At 62.3% G+C, this 15,425-nt stretch carries 20 protein-coding genes and 1 pseudogene; 11 read left to right on the plus strand and 10 right to left on the minus strand.

All coding sequences use genetic code 11. The annotated features are described in order from the left end of the window. Window positions 1-72: 72 nt before the first annotated feature. From X739_RS150125 to X739_RS150090, 8 genes are all read right to left on the minus strand, one after another. On the minus strand, window positions 73-1,104 hold the full coding sequence (locus X739_RS150125; RefSeq protein ID WP_023784262.1) for a peptidoglycan -binding protein: 1,032 nt from the start codon (window positions 1,102-1,104) through the stop codon (window positions 73-75). 1 nt (window position 1,105) lies between these two features. Next, the gene (locus X739_RS150120; RefSeq protein WP_023771698.1) at window positions 1,106-2,131 is read right to left on the minus strand and encodes a MotA/TolQ/ExbB proton channel family protein; all 1,026 of its coding nucleotides are present in this window, start codon (window positions 2,129-2,131) and stop codon (window positions 1,106-1,108) included. A 120-nt stretch (window positions 2,132-2,251) separates the two neighbouring features. Continuing rightward, window positions 2,252-2,938, minus strand: coding sequence for a hemolysin III family protein (locus X739_RS150115; protein WP_023794852.1), 687 nt, complete (start codon window positions 2,936-2,938; stop codon window positions 2,252-2,254). A 132-nt stretch (window positions 2,939-3,070) separates the two neighbouring features. Continuing rightward, a complete protein-coding gene (locus tag X739_RS150110; protein WP_023771696.1) occupies window positions 3,071-3,871 on the minus strand; it encodes an inositol monophosphatase family protein in 801 nt (266 codons plus the stop codon). 89 nt (window positions 3,872-3,960) lie between these two features. Beyond that, entirely contained in the window at window positions 3,961-4,527 is a 567-nt protein-coding gene (efp, locus tag X739_RS150105; protein WP_015315249.1) for an elongation factor P, read from the minus strand. 276 nt (window positions 4,528-4,803) lie between these two features. Continuing rightward, window positions 4,804-5,844: a tetratricopeptide repeat protein gene (locus X739_RS150100; protein ID WP_023794853.1), complete on the minus strand. Its 1,041-nt coding sequence runs from the start codon at window positions 5,842-5,844 to the stop codon at window positions 4,804-4,806. A 1-nt stretch (window position 5,845) separates the two neighbouring features. After that, window positions 5,846-6,493: a thiamine phosphate synthase gene (locus tag X739_RS150095; protein ID WP_023771693.1), complete on the minus strand. Its 648-nt coding sequence runs from the start codon at window positions 6,491-6,493 to the stop codon at window positions 5,846-5,848. A 133-nt stretch (window positions 6,494-6,626) separates the two neighbouring features. Further along, window positions 6,627-7,532, minus strand: a complete 906-nt coding sequence (locus tag X739_RS150090; RefSeq protein ID WP_023771692.1) for a DMT family transporter — start codon at window positions 7,530-7,532, stop codon at window positions 6,627-6,629. Window positions 7,533-7,663: 131 nt separating this feature from the next. Here X739_RS150090 and X739_RS150085 point away from each other — a divergent pair, with 131 nt between their 5' ends. The 3 genes from X739_RS150085 (at window position 7,664) to X739_RS1000000169335 (ending at window position 8,957) form a co-directional block, all read left to right on the plus strand. Then, window positions 7,664-8,113 (plus strand): Lrp/AsnC family transcriptional regulator, encoded by a 450-nt coding sequence (locus X739_RS150085; protein WP_023771691.1) that lies wholly within the window; start codon window positions 7,664-7,666, stop codon window positions 8,111-8,113. Window positions 8,114-8,299: 186 nt separating this feature from the next. After that, entirely contained in the window at window positions 8,300-8,566 is a 267-nt protein-coding gene (locus X739_RS150080; RefSeq protein ID WP_031247822.1) for a hypothetical protein, read from the plus strand. A gap of 214 nt (window positions 8,567-8,780) precedes the next feature. Then, window positions 8,781-8,957 carry a hypothetical protein gene (locus tag X739_RS1000000169335; RefSeq protein ID WP_023771688.1) on the plus strand — a complete coding sequence of 59 codons (177 nt, stop codon included), beginning with the start codon at window positions 8,781-8,783 and terminating at the stop codon, window positions 8,955-8,957. Between the two features lie 103 nt (window positions 8,958-9,060). Here the strand turns inward: X739_RS1000000169335 and X739_RS1000000169340 are convergent. After that, window positions 9,061-9,171, minus strand: a pseudogene (locus tag X739_RS1000000169340) (transposase); the annotation flags it as partial. A 220-nt stretch (window positions 9,172-9,391) separates the two neighbouring features. Here X739_RS1000000169340 and X739_RS150070 point away from each other — a divergent pair. Further along, window positions 9,392-10,162 (plus strand): sulfite exporter TauE/SafE family protein, encoded by a 771-nt coding sequence (locus X739_RS150070; protein WP_023794855.1) that lies wholly within the window; start codon window positions 9,392-9,394, stop codon window positions 10,160-10,162. A gap of 14 nt (window positions 10,163-10,176) precedes the next feature. Here the strand turns inward: X739_RS150070 and X739_RS150065 are convergent, their stop codons facing one another. Then, window positions 10,177-10,728, minus strand: a complete 552-nt coding sequence (locus X739_RS150065) for a DUF2269 family protein (RefSeq protein ID WP_023794856.1) — start codon at window positions 10,726-10,728, stop codon at window positions 10,177-10,179. Between the two features lie 326 nt (window positions 10,729-11,054). Between X739_RS150065 and X739_RS150060 the strand changes: the two genes are divergently transcribed. The 7 genes from X739_RS150060 (at window position 11,055) to ruvB (ending at window position 15,382) form a co-directional block, all read left to right on the plus strand. Further along, window positions 11,055-11,435 carry a hypothetical protein gene (locus tag X739_RS150060; RefSeq protein ID WP_023794857.1) on the plus strand — a complete coding sequence of 127 codons (381 nt, stop codon included), beginning with the start codon at window positions 11,055-11,057 and terminating at the stop codon, window positions 11,433-11,435. A gap of 384 nt (window positions 11,436-11,819) precedes the next feature. Beyond that, complete coding sequence (locus X739_RS150055) at window positions 11,820-12,353, plus strand: DUF1465 family protein (RefSeq protein ID WP_015315258.1); 534 nt, start codon at window positions 11,820-11,822, stop codon at window positions 12,351-12,353. 94 nt (window positions 12,354-12,447) lie between these two features. Then, complete coding sequence (gene ruvC, locus X739_RS150050; protein WP_023794858.1) at window positions 12,448-12,960, plus strand: crossover junction endodeoxyribonuclease RuvC; 513 nt, start codon at window positions 12,448-12,450, stop codon at window positions 12,958-12,960. A 13-nt stretch (window positions 12,961-12,973) separates the two neighbouring features. Further along, window positions 12,974-13,594 (plus strand): Holliday junction branch migration protein RuvA, encoded by a 621-nt coding sequence (gene ruvA / locus X739_RS150045; protein WP_023794859.1) that lies wholly within the window; start codon window positions 12,974-12,976, stop codon window positions 13,592-13,594. 68 nt (window positions 13,595-13,662) lie between these two features. Further along, complete coding sequence (locus X739_RS150040; RefSeq protein WP_023794860.1) at window positions 13,663-13,947, plus strand: AbrB/MazE/SpoVT family DNA-binding domain-containing protein; 285 nt, start codon at window positions 13,663-13,665, stop codon at window positions 13,945-13,947. Then, the gene (locus tag X739_RS150035; RefSeq protein WP_032924243.1) at window positions 13,944-14,348 is read left to right on the plus strand and encodes a type II toxin-antitoxin system VapC family toxin; all 405 of its coding nucleotides are present in this window, start codon (window positions 13,944-13,946) and stop codon (window positions 14,346-14,348) included. Before X739_RS150040 ends, X739_RS150035 begins: the two co-directional genes overlap by 4 nt. After that, complete coding sequence (gene ruvB, locus X739_RS150030) at window positions 14,345-15,382, plus strand: Holliday junction branch migration DNA helicase RuvB (protein ID WP_023794862.1); 1,038 nt, start codon at window positions 14,345-14,347, stop codon at window positions 15,380-15,382. The genes X739_RS150035 and ruvB overlap by 4 nt, the downstream gene beginning before the upstream one ends. Window positions 15,383-15,425 lie beyond the last annotated feature (43 nt).

Below are 15,425 nucleotides of genomic sequence, written 5' to 3' on the forward strand. Positions count from 1 at the left end.
CCTTGCCGGCCGATGTCGGCGCCCTAGAGTTGAGCCGGCGAACAATTTCGCGTGAGTTCGCGTGATGATGGATCAACGTTCGGTGAGCTTAAGTTCAATGCGGCGGTTCTTGTTGCGCGCCTCTTCCGTGTCGGCGGGATCGAGCGGCTGGAATTCCCCGAAGCCGGCGGCGACGAGCCGGTTGGCCGGTACGCCATTCTCGATCAGGAACTTGACCACCGAGGTCGAGCGCGCCGTCGACAGTTCCCAATTGTCGCGATAACGGCCGGTGCCGGACAGCGGCTTGTTGTCGGTGTGGCCGTCCACGCGCAGCACCCAGTTGATCTCCGGCGGGATCTCTTTCTGCAGTTCGATAATGGCGTCGGCGAGCTTCTTCATCTCGACCTTGCCGGCATCGTTGATCACTTCGGATCCGGTCGGGAACAGAACTTCCGACTGGAACACGAAGCGGTCGCCGACGATGCGGATGTTCTCGCGATCGGCCAGGATTTCGCGCAGACGTCCGAAGAAATCAGAGCGGTAGCGGTTCAGTTCCTGCACACGCTGCGCCAGCGCCACGTTCAGGCGACGGCCGAGATCGGCGATCTTGGTGTTGGAATCGCGATCGCGCGTTTCGGAGACGTTGAGGGCATCCTCGAGCGCGCCGATCTGCTTGCGCAATGCCGCGATCTGCTGGTTGAGGATCTCGACCTGGCTCAGCGCCTGCTGGCTGATCTGGCGCTGGTTGTCGAGTTCGCCGCCCAGCGCCGCGGCTCGCTGGTTGGCGGCGTCGCCGGCACCCGCACCTTGTGCCAGCAACTGTTCGAGCCGGCTCTTCTCCGCCTCCGCCGCCGACAGCGACGCCTGCAGATTGGCCAGCGAATCCTCCTTGTCCTGTGCCGTCGAGCGCTCCAGCGCCAGAAGCTGCGTCAGTTCGTTGATCTGCGAATTGAGGCGCGACAGTGCCGTATCCTTGCCGGAGATTTCGCGCCCGAGCAGGAACTGCGCCAACACGAAGACGGTAAGCAGGAACATGATGGCGAGCAGCAGAGTCGACAGCGCGTCGACGAAACCCGGCCAATAGTCGATGCGGCGATCGGTACGCCGGCCCCTGGCAAGCGCCATCCTAGTGCACCCCGGGCTTCTTCAGCGCGTCGGCGATCTTTTCCAGCGTGTTGCGCATCGCCTTTTGTTCGTCTGACTGGGCTTCGACCCAGTCACGCATGATCTGCTGTTCGGAGCGCATGTTCTTGACCAAGCCCGAAATGCCGTCGGCGAGATTGGCCATGGCGGTGGCGACGCGCGGGTTGGAGCCGCCGCCATTCTCCTGCAAGCTGCGCAGCCGCTCCGACAGGACGCGTATCTCGTCGGAAGACTCGGCCTTGGCCGGGTCGGAAACGACGATATCGGACGACAGATCCGTGACCGAGGACAGCCAGTTCTCGAGCTCGGTGTAGAAGCGCGTCTGGGCGCGGCCGGCCTGCAAGTCGAGGAAGCCGAGCACGAGCGAGCCGGACAGGCCGAACAGCGAGGATGAGAAGGCGGTGCCCATGCCGGCCAGCGGCGCCGACAGGCCCTGTTTCAGCGAATCGAGAACCGCGGCTGCATCACCCGTGCCGGGATCGAGCGATTCGATGGTCTCGCGAATCGAGCCGATCGTATTCAACAGGCCCCAGAAAGTGCCAAGCAGGCCGAGGAACACCAAAAGGCCCACAAGGTAGCGCGAGGTGTCGCGGCTTTCGTCGAGGCGCGTGGCGATGGAATCGAGCATTGTGCGCATCGATGAGGTCGAAAAGGCCATGGACGAGGAACGGCCGATCATCGCCTTCATCGGCGCTAGCAGCACCGGTTCGGTGGTCTCGGAGCCGGCTCGGAAAGAGTTGACCCAGCGGACCTCGCGAAACAGCCGCCCGACCTGCGTGAAGGCCAGCAGGATACCGACGACGAGCACGCCGACGATCAGGCCGTTGAGGCCCGGGTTGGTGACGAAAGCGGTGGTGACCTGGCGGGTCAGGATGGCGGCGATGAAAGCGACGATGGCAAGGAAGATGACCATGGTCAGCAGGAAGACCTGCGGACTGGACAGCTTATGGGGGTCGTAGATCAGCACGTCGGAGCGCCTGCCCATGCCGAAGGATCTGAGAAAAGCCATCCGTGCCCCGTTTCCGATGCCGCTGCCGCCGATCACGTAGTTGGCGACTCTAAACGGAATTGTGACCGAATTGAATGGTGCTTGGCAATATTGCCACAGGCGGACTTTGGAGCCGGCGCATCAGAGGCGGTTCATGACCAGGCAGTCCACCATGGCCGCCAGATGCAGGCCGGCACCGGTCACGACGAAGCCGTGCCACAGTGCGTTGTGGAAGCGTAGCGCCTTCCAGGCGAAGAAAATCACGCCGCAGGAATAGACGACGCCGCCGGCGACGATGAGCACGATCGACGTGGTCGGCAGCGTCTCGACGAGCGGCTTGACGAGAACGATGCCGCTCCAGCCGATGGCAAGATAGAAGACGATCGCCAGCCTGTCGAAGCGGCCGGGGAAAACCACCTTGATGGCAATGCCCGTCGCGGCCGCGGTCCAGACCAGAACGATCATCCAGCGCGCCAGCGGCGAGTTTCCCAACTGGGCGAGAAAGGGTGTGTAGGTGGCGGCGATCAAGAGGTAGATCGCGGCATGATCGAAGCGGCGCAGGATCCATTTCGCCGGCGAGGTCACCGGCCACAGATTGTAGGTCAGCGATACCGAGAGCACGGTGAGCAGCGACACGACATAGAAGGCGGCGGCGATATATTCGCCCGGCCCGACCCGGAAGGCGGCTAGCGCCAGCAGCGCCGAACCGGCCGCGATCGCCAGCACGATCCCGACAGCATGGACAATCCCGTCGGCGATCGTCTCGGCGCGCGAATAGTGCCAGCGTCCGATGAACGGAATCTCGATCTGTGGCGGGGTGTTGGTCATCTATCGTCCTGCATCACCCCATATCTGGGCAGCCGACGGACAGTATTTCAAGCTTTGTTTGCGGTTTTACGACTGCGCGCTTGCCTTGACGCAATTCCGGACGGAACCGCGAACACTTTTCCTGGAATTGCTTCAGCGCGGCGGGAGCGGCTTTTTCACCGTCTTCAGCAAGGCGCGCTGGATGATCTCGTTGCCGGCGACGACCGTGCCGGTGTCCAGCATGTCCTGTCCGCCATCCATGTCGGAGGCGAAGCCACCCGCTTCGCGGATCAAGAGCAGGCCGGCGGCCATGTCCCAGGCCGACAGGCCCACTTCCCAGAAGCCGTCCATGCGCCCGGCGGCGACATAGGCAAGATCGAGCGAGGCGGAACCCATGCGGCGAACGCCCGAGACCTCGGCCATGACGTTGCGCAGTTCGACCAGGAAATTGCCGTGATGGCCGCGGCCGAGATGCGGCACGCCGCAGCCGATCACCGTGTCGACAAGCTTGGTGCGGCCGGCAACGCGCAGGCGGCGATCATTCATGAAGGCGCCGCCGCCGCGCTCGGTGGTGTAGAGCTCGTCCATGGCAGGATTGTAGACGACGCCGGCAACGATCTGGCCCTGGCGCTCCAGTGCGATCGAGACGGCGAACAGCGGAATGCCGTGCAGGAAATTGGTGGTGCCGTCCAGCGGGTCGACGATCCAGCGGTGCTGGCTGTCTTCGCCGGCGACGGCGCCGCGCTCTTCCATCAAGAAGCCGTAGCCGGGACGTGCCTTCGACAGTTCGGCGAAAACGATGTCCTCGGCCTTGCGGTCGGCCTGGCTGACATAATCGCCGGGGCCTTTCATCGAGACCTGCAGGTTCTGGACTTCGCCGAAGTCGCGCGACAGCGAGCGGCCGGCCTTCATTGCGGCCTGGACCATGACGTTGAGGAGGGCTGAGCGTGCCATAGTGCTTCTTCCTGGTGCGGCGCTTTAAATTCTGTCTCGATGCATGCCGGTGACCCAAACCGCGGCCACTTCCGAGCGACATGCATGCATCAGTCGGCGCGGCGCACGTAAGTGATTTCGTTGGTGTCGACGATGATGCGTTCGCCGGCGCCGATGAAGGGTGGCACCAGCACGCGAATGCCATTTTCCAGCACCGCCGGCTTGTAGGAGGATGCCGCCGTCTGGCCCCTCACCACGGGATCCGCCTCGGTGATGGTCAGAGTCACGTAATCGGGCAGCGAAATGCCGATCGGCCGCTCCTCGTAGAGCTGAACCGTCACCATCATGCCGTCCTGCAGGAACGCGGCGCGGTCGCCGACGAAATCCTTGTTCAGTTCGAGCTGCTCGTAGCTTTGGGTGTCCATGAACACCAGCGCGTCGTCCTGCTCATAGAGGAAGGAAAAGTCCTTCAGGTCTAGCCGGATCTGCTCGACCGTCTCGGCCGAGCGGAAGCGCTCGTTGAGCTTGGTGCCGTTGATGAGGTTCTTCAGCTCAACCTGGTTATATGCGCCGCCCTTGCCGGGTTTGACGGTGTTGGTCCTGACCGCCACCCAGAGGCCGCCATCGTGTTCGATGACGTAGCCGGGGCGGATTTCGTTGCCATTGATCTTGGCCATGATGATGGGATCCGGGATGCTGCCAACGGCCGGGCCATTGGTATGGGATGTTCGCCGTGACAGGCGATTTAAGGCTCCAAGACCACAAATCGCCCAGAGAGGCAAGGGAGGGCGGGTTGCGGCTGAGCAACGGGGGCGGGCACCGGCCGGTTTCGCCTACCGCCATCNAGGCCGTGGTATGGGATGGTCGCTGCGAAAGCGATTTCGGGCTCCCAAGACCACAAAATGCCAGAAGAGGCAAGGGAGCGCCAAGTCGGGGTCGGGTTGGAGAGGCCGCTACGGCAGGCGGTTCGCCTTCTGCAGGGCCTGCTTGGTCTCGCCGTCGCTCAGCCCCTGCAGGAAATCGTCCATCTGCGGATCGATGAGGCCGGCGCGGCGGGCGACGATGTACCAGGCGCCGGCAAGGACGAGATCCGGATCGGTGCCGATGCCTTGCATATAGAGTTTTGCCAGCCGGTTCTGGGCCGCGACATTGCCGCCTTCGGCGGCCTGCTTCGTCCAGCCGAAGGCCGATTTCAGGTCGCGCGCGCCGCCCCGGCCCTCGATCATCCAGGCGGCGAGATCGATCTGCGCGGTGTCGTAGTTCTGACGGGCGGCTTGCGCCAGAAGCCGCCGTGCCTGTGCATCGTCGTGCGGCTTGCCGCCGACGCCATTGGCATAAATCTGCGACATGGCGTACTGCGCGTCGGCGAGACCGGTCGCGGCAGCGCGCTCATAGTAGGAAACCGCCTTGGCCAGGCCGGCATCGCCTGGATCCTGCTGGACCAGTATCTGCGCGAAATTGAACTGCGCCAGCTGGTTGCCGGCTTCGGCGGCAGCCTGCATCAGGGCATAGGCTTCCTTCGCGTCCTTCTTGACGTAGCGGCCGTCGAGCAGCATCAGCGCATATTGGAACTGCGATTCCGGCACACCCTGCTCGGCGGCAAGTGCGTACCATTTCGCGGCCTCGGCCGCGTTCAACGGCACGCCCAACCCACGCGACAGGATCTCGGCCACCAGCGTCTGCGCTGCCGGGTCGCCATTCTGCGCACGGACCAGCGCCAGATTATAGGCGGTTTTGTAAAGACCACGCTGGAAGGCACCATAGGCAGCGTCCGCCGGCTTGGCGCCAAAGCGGTTGGGATTGACGCTATCGGCCGACGGCAACGGCGCGGGTTCCGATGTAGTGGCGGGCTGCGGCAGCTGCTTTTCGATCGGCTTGTCGGTGTGCACGCCGGTTTCGGGCTTGGGCTGCGGCAAGGGTATGGTTTCGGCGGCGGCGGCCAGGATCATTGCCGCCGCAAGCAGAGCCTGAAGGGAAAGCCTTGCCAGGAACACGTCAATCCTCGAGGCGCGGCGCTGTTTCGTCGAGCAGCGCATTGGCCCGCGCGATCGCCACCTTCGGATCGACGCCGTCGGCGAAAACGGCGCTCGACAGCGCGACGAATTCGGCGCCGGTGGCGGCCACGGTTTCGACAGAGGCAAGATCGGAACCGGCCTCGACGATGCAGGGAATCTGGATCATCTGCGCCCACCATTCCCCCATTGACAGGTTGCGCGGATGCGGCTCGGGCTTGTTGTCGTAGCCGAACCGGCCGAAGAAAATGTAGTCGGGCCGGGCTTCGCCGAGTTCGAGCGCGTCGTCACGCGTCTTGGCGCCGCCGGCGCCGACCGTCATTTTCGCCTGGAAATGTTCAATCGTCTCGGCGAGTTCGGCCTTGGAGACCTCGACATGGATGCCGTCGGCCTGGACGCGGCCCGCGATGCGGGTGTCGCCAGCGATAATGACGGCCACTCCGGCGGCCTGCGCTGCCGGCACGATACGCTCGGCGAAGGCCTGGAAGGAGGCCTCATCCATGCCATTTTCGGGCAGGATCAGCGAGGCGACATCGCCGCCGTCGAACGCGGCCGTGATCCTATCCACCGGTACGCCGGACGGCGCGATCAGCACGATGCGGCAGCGGTTGGGGGGCGTTGCGTCATTCATGGTTCTTCGATCCCGGGTTTCGCCTATGCCGGGCGAAGATGGTTGGATTGCGGCATAGAGCAAACTGCCCGCTTTGAACAGGCGGGCAGCCGGGATCGCGATTTTTGATCCGCCGGACAGCCGGCGCGTCGCCTTACTTGATCGGCTCGGGGCTCGCGGCGGCCGGTCTCGGTTTCCACAACGTCCAGCCGAGGTTCATGCCGGCGGCCGCGATCAGGATGGCGGCGGCGCCGACGACCTGGCTGAGGTGCAGCCGATGGCCGAAGGCGGTGACATCGACCAGGATGGCAACGACCGGATAGATGAAGGACAGCGACCCCTGCAGATGCGTCGGCAGCTTCTGGATGGCGCCGTACATGAGGATGTACATCAGGCCGGTGTGTACGATCCCGAGCGTTGCCAGCATGGCCCAGCTCCATGGATCGCCGGGAAGATGCGCCAGATTGGCGAAGGGCGCCAGCATGACGACGCCGACGCAGACCTGAATCAGCGCGATCAGATGCGGCGGCGTGCCCTTGAGCTTCTTGGTGACGATTGCCGCGACGGCCCAGAAAAAGGCGGCGGCCAAGGCCATCAGGATGCCGGCGAAATAGTTCGTGCCGACATCAGCGGCATCGGGAGCAGCGGCGACGATCAGCAGCATGCCGGCGAAGGCGATTGCCAGCCATGTCAGCTTGGTCAATGTCAGCCGCTCGGCGAACAAGAGCGCGCCGAAGCCGACCAGCATGAAAGGTTGCGTGTTGTAGACGGCGGTGGCGATCGAGATCGACGCGCGCGAGAAGGCGCTGAACAAGAGCAGCCAATTGATGACGATCGCCGCACCCCCAAGCGCCGCAAGGCCGATGACGCGCAACGAAAGCCTGTTTCGCAGCAATCCAAGCGAAGCGCAGATAAAGAGCAGCGTCAGCGCGCCGAACGCGCAGCGCCAGAACACGACGTCCATGATCGGCTGACCGGACATGACGACGAACCAGCCGATCGTTCCCAGGATCGCCATTGCGGCCGACATTTCGACCGTGCCTCGCACCGTATCGTTCATAATAGCCCCTGAATTCGTTGAGGCGGCATAATCTCATGTGAGGCCTGGGCTATCCACCTCCTAGAAAAGGCGTTATGATGATATTACCTAATTAAATTAGGCATCCGCTCGAAATCTGCGAGAAATAGAAAATGCTGGATGATTTGGACCGAAATCTGCTGGAAATCCTGGTCAGGGATGCGCGAACCTCGCTGAAGGATCTGGCGGCCCAGGTTGGGCTATCGTCGCCGAGCGTTTCGGAGCGGCTGCGGCGCCTCGAGGAGCGCGGCGTCATCCGGGCGTTCACCGTCGAGATCGAACCGCTGGCGCTCGGCTATACGCTGCAGGCGATCGTGCGGATCAAGCCTCTGCCGGGCAAGCTGCACATCGTTCAGAAATTGATCGAGGAGATTGAGGCGTTTGGAGAATGCGACAAGGTAACCGGCGACGACTGCTTCGTCGCCAGGCTGTTCGTGCGCTCGATCGGCGACCTCGACGGCATTCTGGATCGCATCGCCGACAAGGCCGAGACCAGCACCGCCATCATCAAGTCACAGCCGATCCGGCGGCGACCGCCGCCACTGGGATTGCCGGCGGCCTAGTAGGCCTAACACCGTGTGCCGTGGTGGAAAGGGGCGGCCACCAGTGTCAGTCTTCCGCCGGATGACCGTCCGAGGAGAGGGCGATTACTATATTTGGCAGACCATGGCCAATCGAGGCTTCCTTCGTATTAAACCGTACGCGTAAAGCCGAAGCGGAACAAACGTTGACCCTTCACGTTCGCCGTGATGGTGCTCTACTATCTCGACCTCACCGACAACGGAACCGCATACCCGGACACGGGAGGAACCGATCTTCCGAGCCTGGAATCGGCTGAAAACGGGGCGGCAAAGGCACTCCTGGAGATAGCCAAAGACAAGATTTCGGACGGCACCTTCCGAAAAGAGGTCGCCTTGCATGTGCATGACGGTTCGAGCAAACCAATCCTTGTGGTGAAGGTTACGTTCGAGCTAGTTCGAAACAGGCCTGAGAACGATGGAGCCTTGGGAGCCTGACGATTACTTCAATGTGAGCGCGCGCCTCTATCAGCAACGGGCGGTGGCACATGTTGAGAACTTGCGCTCAGATATCGAAGAGACGCGCCGTATAATCGAGGAATCCCGCAAGCTCCTAGACCGGCTTGCCGCCAATTTAGGCGCTATCGTGCCGTAGGAAAGGTCCTGACAGGCGGCGTTTCGTTAACTTGGGATAAGGGTGCTACAATCGGGCATGAGCAAAAACCCGGCCTTCATCGTCTATCGCCCGCCTGCCAAGGGGTTCCCCTTTCTGGCCGTGATCCTAAAACCAGACGGCACAGCTACTGCCCACCCCTTCAACACCGAAGAAGAGGCTTTACTCTTCAACCGGGAGGCAGCGACAGCGCTTGGGCACGGCATCAAACATTAGGCCAGCCGTTATCGCCCGGAAGAACGAAGACCGAACAGATTCATGCGGTAACGCTCCGAGTCCGCGTTGACTCAGTTACACAGCTCCACGATGCTCGGGGGTGTTCGGCACAATGCTGGTAAACACCTTTCATGCCGCGCTTAAAGACCGAATAGTAGCCTTCCAAGGTGTTGGTGTGCACGACGTCGCGAACGTATTCCTCACGACCATGGTTGATGGTGCCGTGCGCCGCGAACTTCGGGCGGATATTGTCATACACGCGGCCAAACCGGACCTGGCTGAAGAACTCGAGCGGCCGATGTTCCTGCTGGTGTCGGCGCGCCGCTGGTCAAGGTGTCATGGCTAGGCGGGCGGCTTGCTTTTGCTGTCGCTCGGCTCAAGATTCTAGGCTATTCAAGCGTTGACGCGCCTTCCCTCCAGATCAGTTCCTCCTCATGTCAGGCCTGCTTCTCGATCCGTGGTTCTACGCGGCCGCCATTCCGGCGGTCATCCTGGTCGGCCTGTCCAAGGGCGGCTTCGGCGGCGCGGTCGGTTTCGTCGGCGTGCCGCTGATGGCGCTCACCATGCCGCCAGTTCAAGCGGCCGCCATCCTGCTGCCGATCCTGTGCCTGATGGACATCGTCTCGGTGTGGACATGGTGGGGCGTGTACGATCGCAAGATGCTGGTCGACATGATGCCGGGCGCTGTTCTCGGCATCGGGCTTGGCTGGCTGACGGCGGCACTGGTCACCGAGGAAGCGGTGCGGCTCATCGTCGGCGCCGTTGCCATCCTCTTCGTGCTGCGCTGGCTTTACCTGCAAGTTCGTCATGGTTCCGACCATGCGGCCGCACCTAATCGCGTGGCCGCGGCCATGTGGGGCACGGTCGCAGGCTTCACCAGCTTCGTCGCCCATGTCGGTGGCCCGCCTTTCCAGGTCTATGCCTTGCCGATCCGGCTCGACCCCAAGGTGCTGTCGGGCACGGCAGCAATCTTCTTTGCCGCCACCAATGCGCTGAAACTCATCCCCTATTTCGCACTCGGCCAGTTCGACACCGCCAATCTGACGGCGTCCGCCGTGCTGATGCCGCTGGCGCCACTGTCGACCATCGCCGGTGCTTGGCTGGTGCGGCGGATGCGGCCAGAGATTTTTTATCCCTTCACCTATGCGACCGTGGCGGTCGTGGCAGTGAAGCTTCTGTGGGACGGGATCGCCGGCATCATGTAGCGCTCCAGCCCGCGTCAGGCGGCGCTGGGCACCATGCGTCTTGGCCGGCTGAGCGCCATTGTCGCACCGGCGGCAAGGACCACCACCATGCCGGCGAGAATCACGACGTCGTGCAGGGTAGGCTTCAGAACCATGTCTGTGATGATGACGAGCATGACCGCATAGTCGAAGCGGGCTGCCCGCAGGATGCGCTGTCCATAGCCAAGTGCCGCCGGCGTCACGCCATCCCTGGCGATCATCGCGGCCATGCGGTCGGCGGTCGGCTTGAAGACGAACATGCCGATGCAGAAGGTCGTGGCGTAACCGGCAAGCCCGATCAGGACCCAGAGATCGGAGAAGCCGATCCAGAACCAGCACATGATCAATCCGAAGACCAATGTCAGCATCGACATCGGCGCGAAGAAGCGGTTGCCCAGCTCGCCGGTGGCACGCATCGCCTGCAGCGTTCCCTGGATGTTGCCGGCACGATCCGCCAACGTCGCCTGCACCATCAGCGTGAAGCCGCCCCCGACCCAAAGCATCGCCGAAAGGATGTGCAGCAATTTGACGATGGAATACCAATCCATGGCTTTGTCCCCCGATGCCCAATGATTAGTGGCGAGGCCGCGCCATTGCCCGCCCGCCGCTTCGATGCCTCAGCGTTTAGAGCCGCGGCTGTTTCGGAACGATGTCGAGGAAAAGCCAGCTGTGTTTCAGAGCGCCGGCTAATGAAAGCAGAAACCAATATGATGAACCGCCGCCCGGGTTTTTTGCTATCGTCGGCAGCGTCGGGGGGCGACATCGTCCGGAAACACTGTCGATGCTAGTGCCGACGCCGGAAATCCGGCGGCGACAGCGCTCGCCTGACGATCAACCATTCCCAGCTTGGGAAAAGGCAATTCGGGGGACTAATATGCAAGGGGTAGCACGGAATTTCTTCACGCTGGCGATCATCTACGCGCTGTGCGGCATGGCGCTCGGCATCCACATGGCGATCAGCGAAGACCACGGCCAGATGCCGACCCACGCCCACACGATGGTGGCCGGTTGGCTGATGTCGGCGGTCTTCGCGTTCTTTTACCACCTGTTTCCGGCTGCCGGGCAAAAGACGTTGGCCCTCGTCCATTTCTGGCTGACGGCAATCAGCGGCATCGGGCTGATGATCGGCCTTTATATACTTCTCGCCGGAAATCCGGGGATCGAGCCGTTGCTGGGGATATCTGCGATCGGCTTCTACGCGGGCATGCTGCTGTTCGCCTTCATTGCCTTGCCAGTGGTGTGGAAAAAAGCCTGAGTGGAGGCTGAACTCGGCCGGTACGGCTGTGTTGTTACGGCACAGGAGCACGATGTTGGGTAAAAAAACATCACGGCCGTTAAGGGTTCATTAAGCTTTACAGGCGTTTACTATGTCCATCCAGTGATCTGGATTCTTACCGAGTGGTTGGAGCCACTTTGTTTGACGCCTCCCTGTTAAACTCCTGAGAGCCGCCTTATCCGCGGCTCTTTTTTTGTCCACGTTCAGGCGGCATTCCGCACGGCCGATAGCCGTTAACCTTCTGTTAAACATGTGCTTGCCTTCACCTCGGACGAAGCGCATTTTCAAGCTTCAGTTTTGTAGGGTCACGGGTGTATCGGCAGAGAGCCGAATCGGCCGGTTGCAAGTGCAGGGGCGTTATCAATGAACGAGCCTTCGAAGGGCATTGCGAAAACCGTCAAACTGGCGGAACGCCGGGTGTTTTCGCACTCCTTCAAACCGCTTTACCAAGAAGGCATGGGCCTGGTCGAACAGGCGGCGGAGTATCTCGACGGCAAGGGCCGGGCAGAAGCCAAGAAACTGTCGCGGCTGGCGGCCACGCTCTACGCGGCCGAATCGATGCGGCTAACCACCAGGCTGATGCAGGTTGCCTCGTGGCTGCTTTTGCAACGTGCGGCGAATTCCGGCGAGATGACCCGCGATCAAGTCGCTTCGGAAAAATCCAAGGTGCGTCTCGACACCGCTTCCGCCCATGACGAGGCGGCCGGCTGGGCCGAACTGCCGACCGATTTCCTCGATCTCGTCAACCGATCGTTGCGACTGCAGGCATTGGTGCGCCGCATGGACGAAGAGATCTATGGCGCGGGGGCCGTGGTCGACATGCAGCCCGTGGCTCGCCGGCCCAATCCGGTCTCGGACCAGATCAGTCTCCTCAACACGGCGTTTGCCCGCAACTGAGAAACGTCGAGGCCTTCTCGGTTGGGCTGGGTGAGCGTTTCCGGTTTGTTCACTTTTCGCTGGCATCGCTGTCCGCCGGAGGTACACTCACGGCATGGGGGACGCGATTCGCATCATCGGTATCGATCCGGGGCTCAGGCGCACCGGTTGGGGCATCGTCGAGAGTCTCGGCAATTCCTTGCGCTTTGTTGCTGCGGGGACCGTGCGCTCGGAGGACAAGGCGGCGCTGGCGACGCGGCTCTGCCAGCTGCATGACGGGCTCGCCGAAATCCTGCATCGGGCCATGCCGCATGAGGCCGCGGTCGAACAGACCTTCGTCAACAAGGATGCCGTGGCGACGCTGAAGCTCGGCCAGGCGCGCGGCATCGCCATGCTGGTGCCGGCGCGCGCCGGCCTCGTCGTCGCCGAATATGCGCCGAACGCGGTGAAGAAAGCGGTGATCGGCGTCGGTCATGGCGACAAGAAGCAGATCCACATGATGGTGAAGGTGCTGCTGCCTAAAGCGATCTTCGACACCGAACATGCCGCCGACGCGCTGGCCGTCGCCATTTGTCACGCGCATCACCGGCAAAGCGTGGCGTATCGCATGGCGGCATTGGCGTCATGAGGGGCCGCGGCGAATGATCGGCAAGCTCAAGGGTACGCTCGACGAGGTCGACGAAGACCATTGTCTCGTCGATATCCACGGCGTCGGCTACGTCGCGTACTGCTCGACCCGCACGCTTGCCGCGCTGCCTTCGCCCGGCGAAGCGGTGGTGCTGTTCATCGAGACCTATGTGCGAGAGGACATGATCCGGCTCTATGGTTTCCAGTCGCGGCTCGAGCGCGAATGGTTTCGGTTGCTGATGAACAATGTGCCGGGAGTCGGCGCCAAGGTGGCGCTGGCCATCTTGTCGACGCTGGCGCCGGCTGATCTTGCAAATGCCATTGCACTGCGCGACATCGCCATGGTTTCCCGCGCGCCCGGCGTCGGCAAGAAGGTGGCCGAGCGCATCGTCACCGAGTTGAAGAACAAGGCGCCTGCCTATGCGGGCGCCGCCACCGGCACCATTGGGCTCAAGCAGGAACTCGGCGAAGGCGTAGCGCCCGCGCCGATCACCGACGCAGTCTCGGCACTGGTCAATCTCGGCTATTCCCGCGACACCGCCGCCAACGCGGTGTCGGCAGCGCTGAAGACGGCGGGCGAGGGCGCCGACGCGTCCAAACTGATCCGTTTTGGGCTGAAGGAACTGGCACGGTGATATGGTTGTTGGAAAAGAAAGTTCCGACTATCTTGTGATCGGCAGAAAATTTCTCGGAAAGTAAGAAAATGGGCGCTTATGCTAGTCTGACCTCGAAAGGCCAGCTCACAATACCAAAGGATGTGCGGGACGCGTTGTCACTGAAAACAGGTGATATGATCGCCTGGACGGTCGTCGACGGCAATTTGATTGGGACGCCTCGCAATCTCGAATTCGCCGACCTCGCCGGATTTCTGGGAGATCCGCCCGGTGGCCCAGCTTCGCTGGAGGAAATCGACGCCGCGGTGCAGGATGCCGTTGGCCGGCATGTTTTCGGAGACAAGCTGCGGAGCGGGAAAGAGGGCGACGCGTGACGTCGATAGGCATTGATACGAACGTTCTGCTTCGAATGGTGCTGAACGACGATGCAGAGCAACGCGCAAAGGCTCTCGCATTCGGCGAAAGCCTCAAAGAGGACAAGTCCGGCTTTGTGAGCCTGATCGTGCTAGTCGAATTCAGCTGGTCGCTGAGTTCGCGCTACAGGCTGCCTAAAGAACAGGTGCTGACTGCAATCCAGCGACTGCTAAAGATCAGGACGTTGGTCTTTGAGGATTTCGATGCCATCGTAATTGCGCTCGAAAGATCGAATTTGCCGCACGTGGATTTCGCCGATGCGCTGATCTCCGAGCACAATCGAAATCTCGGTTGCGCCCATACAGTTACGTTCGATCAGCGGGCCGCCAGATCCATTGCCGGTATGGAATTGCTCGCATGAGCCTTTCCCCCCGCCTCATTGCACCGGAAAAGCGCGGCGAGGATGCCGAGCAGACCTTGCGGCCGCAAACACTTGACGATTTCGTCGGCCAGGCGGCGGTGCGGGCCAATCTCAAAGTCTTCATAGAGGCAGCCAAGGGCCGCAAGGAAGCGCTCGACCATGTGCTGTTCGTCGGACCGCCGGGGCTGGGCAAGACGACGCTGGCGCAGATCATGGCGCGCGAACTCGGTGTCAATTTCCGCTCGACCTCGGGTCCGGTCATCGCCAAGGCCGGCGATCTCGCGGCATTGCTTACCAATCTCGAAGAAGGCGACGTGCTGTTCATCGACGAAATCCACAGGCTCAACCCGGCCGTGGAGGAAATCCTCTATCCGGCGATGGAGGATTTCCAGCTCGACCTGATCATCGGCGAGGGACCGGCGGCGCGTTCGGTGAAGATCGACCTGGCGCGCTTCACGCTGGTCGCCGCCACCACGCGGCTCGGCCTGCTTACCAATCCGTTGCGCGACCGCTTCGGCATCCCGGTGCGGCTCAATTTCTACACCGTCGAGGAGTTGGAGCAGATCGTCCGGCGCGGCGCGCGCATCCTGCAGATGCCACTCGGCGACGACGGTGCGCTGGAAATCGCACGGCGCGCGCGCGGCACGCCGCGCATTGCCGGCCGGTTGCTGCGGCGCGTGCGCGATTTCGCCTCGGTCGCCGGCGACGGCCATGTCGACCGCCTGATCGCCGACGAGGCCTTGACCCGGCTCGAAGTCGACGCGCTCGGCCTCGACGCCCTCGACCGCCGGTATCTCAGCATGATCGTCCGGAATTTCGGCGGCGGTCCGGTCGGCATCGAGACCATCGCCGCCGGCCTGTCCGAGCCGCGCGATGCCATCGAGGACATCATCGAGCCCTATCTGATCCAGCAGGGATTTATCCAGCGTACGCCGCGCGGGCGCGTGCTGACCGCCAATGCCTGGCGCCATCTCGGCCTCGATGCGCCGAAAGATCTGGCGCAGCAGCAGATCAATCTGTTCCAGGAAGAATAGCCACGCAAGCGATCGGGCGCGGGTTTCCCGGACCAGCGATCAA

Source organism: Mesorhizobium sp. LNHC209A00 (assembly GCF_000502915.1).
Classification (GTDB): Bacteria; Pseudomonadota; Alphaproteobacteria; order Rhizobiales; family Rhizobiaceae; genus Mesorhizobium.

Bases quoted from the DNA above. Each gene is read 5' to 3' on its own strand.
- X739_RS150120 (WP_023771698.1), bottom strand. From the start codon at position 2,131: ATGGCTTTTCTCAGATCCTTCGGCATGGGCAGGCGCTCCGACGTGCTG.
- ruvC (WP_023794858.1), top strand. From the start codon at position 12,448: ATGGGGGACGCGATTCGCATCATCGGTATCGATCCGGGGCTCAGGCGC.
- X739_RS150065 (WP_023794856.1), bottom strand. From the start codon at position 10,728: ATGGATTGGTATTCCATCGTCAAATTGCTGCACATCCTTTCGGCGATG.
- X739_RS150060 (WP_023794857.1), top strand. From the start codon at position 11,055: ATGCAAGGGGTAGCACGGAATTTCTTCACGCTGGCGATCATCTACGCG.
- X739_RS150080 (WP_031247822.1), top strand. From the start codon at position 8,300: ATGGTGCTCTACTATCTCGACCTCACCGACAACGGAACCGCATACCCG.
- X739_RS150085 (WP_023771691.1), top strand. From the start codon at position 7,664: ATGCTGGATGATTTGGACCGAAATCTGCTGGAAATCCTGGTCAGGGAT.
- X739_RS150095 (WP_023771693.1), bottom strand. From the start codon at position 6,493: ATGAATGACGCAACGCCCCCCAACCGCTGCCGCATCGTGCTGATCGCG.
- ruvA (WP_023794859.1), top strand. From the start codon at position 12,974: ATGATCGGCAAGCTCAAGGGTACGCTCGACGAGGTCGACGAAGACCAT.
- ruvB (WP_023794862.1), top strand. From the start codon at position 14,345: ATGAGCCTTTCCCCCCGCCTCATTGCACCGGAAAAGCGCGGCGAGGAT.
- X739_RS1000000169335 (WP_023771688.1), top strand. From the start codon at position 8,781: ATGAGCAAAAACCCGGCCTTCATCGTCTATCGCCCGCCTGCCAAGGGG.
- X739_RS150090 (WP_023771692.1), bottom strand. From the start codon at position 7,532: ATGAACGATACGGTGCGAGGCACGGTCGAAATGTCGGCCGCAATGGCG.
- X739_RS150115 (WP_023794852.1), bottom strand. From the start codon at position 2,938: ATGACCAACACCCCGCCACAGATCGAGATTCCGTTCATCGGACGCTGG.
- X739_RS150110 (WP_023771696.1), bottom strand. From the start codon at position 3,871: ATGGCACGCTCAGCCCTCCTCAACGTCATGGTCCAGGCCGCAATGAAG.
- X739_RS150125 (WP_023784262.1), bottom strand. From the start codon at position 1,104: ATGGCGCTTGCCAGGGGCCGGCGTACCGATCGCCGCATCGACTATTGG.
- X739_RS150070 (WP_023794855.1), top strand. From the start codon at position 9,392: ATGTCAGGCCTGCTTCTCGATCCGTGGTTCTACGCGGCCGCCATTCCG.
- X739_RS150055 (WP_015315258.1), top strand. From the start codon at position 11,820: ATGAACGAGCCTTCGAAGGGCATTGCGAAAACCGTCAAACTGGCGGAA.
- efp (WP_015315249.1), bottom strand. From the start codon at position 4,527: ATGGCCAAGATCAATGGCAACGAAATCCGCCCCGGCTACGTCATCGAA.
- X739_RS150040 (WP_023794860.1), top strand. From the start codon at position 13,663: ATGGGCGCTTATGCTAGTCTGACCTCGAAAGGCCAGCTCACAATACCA.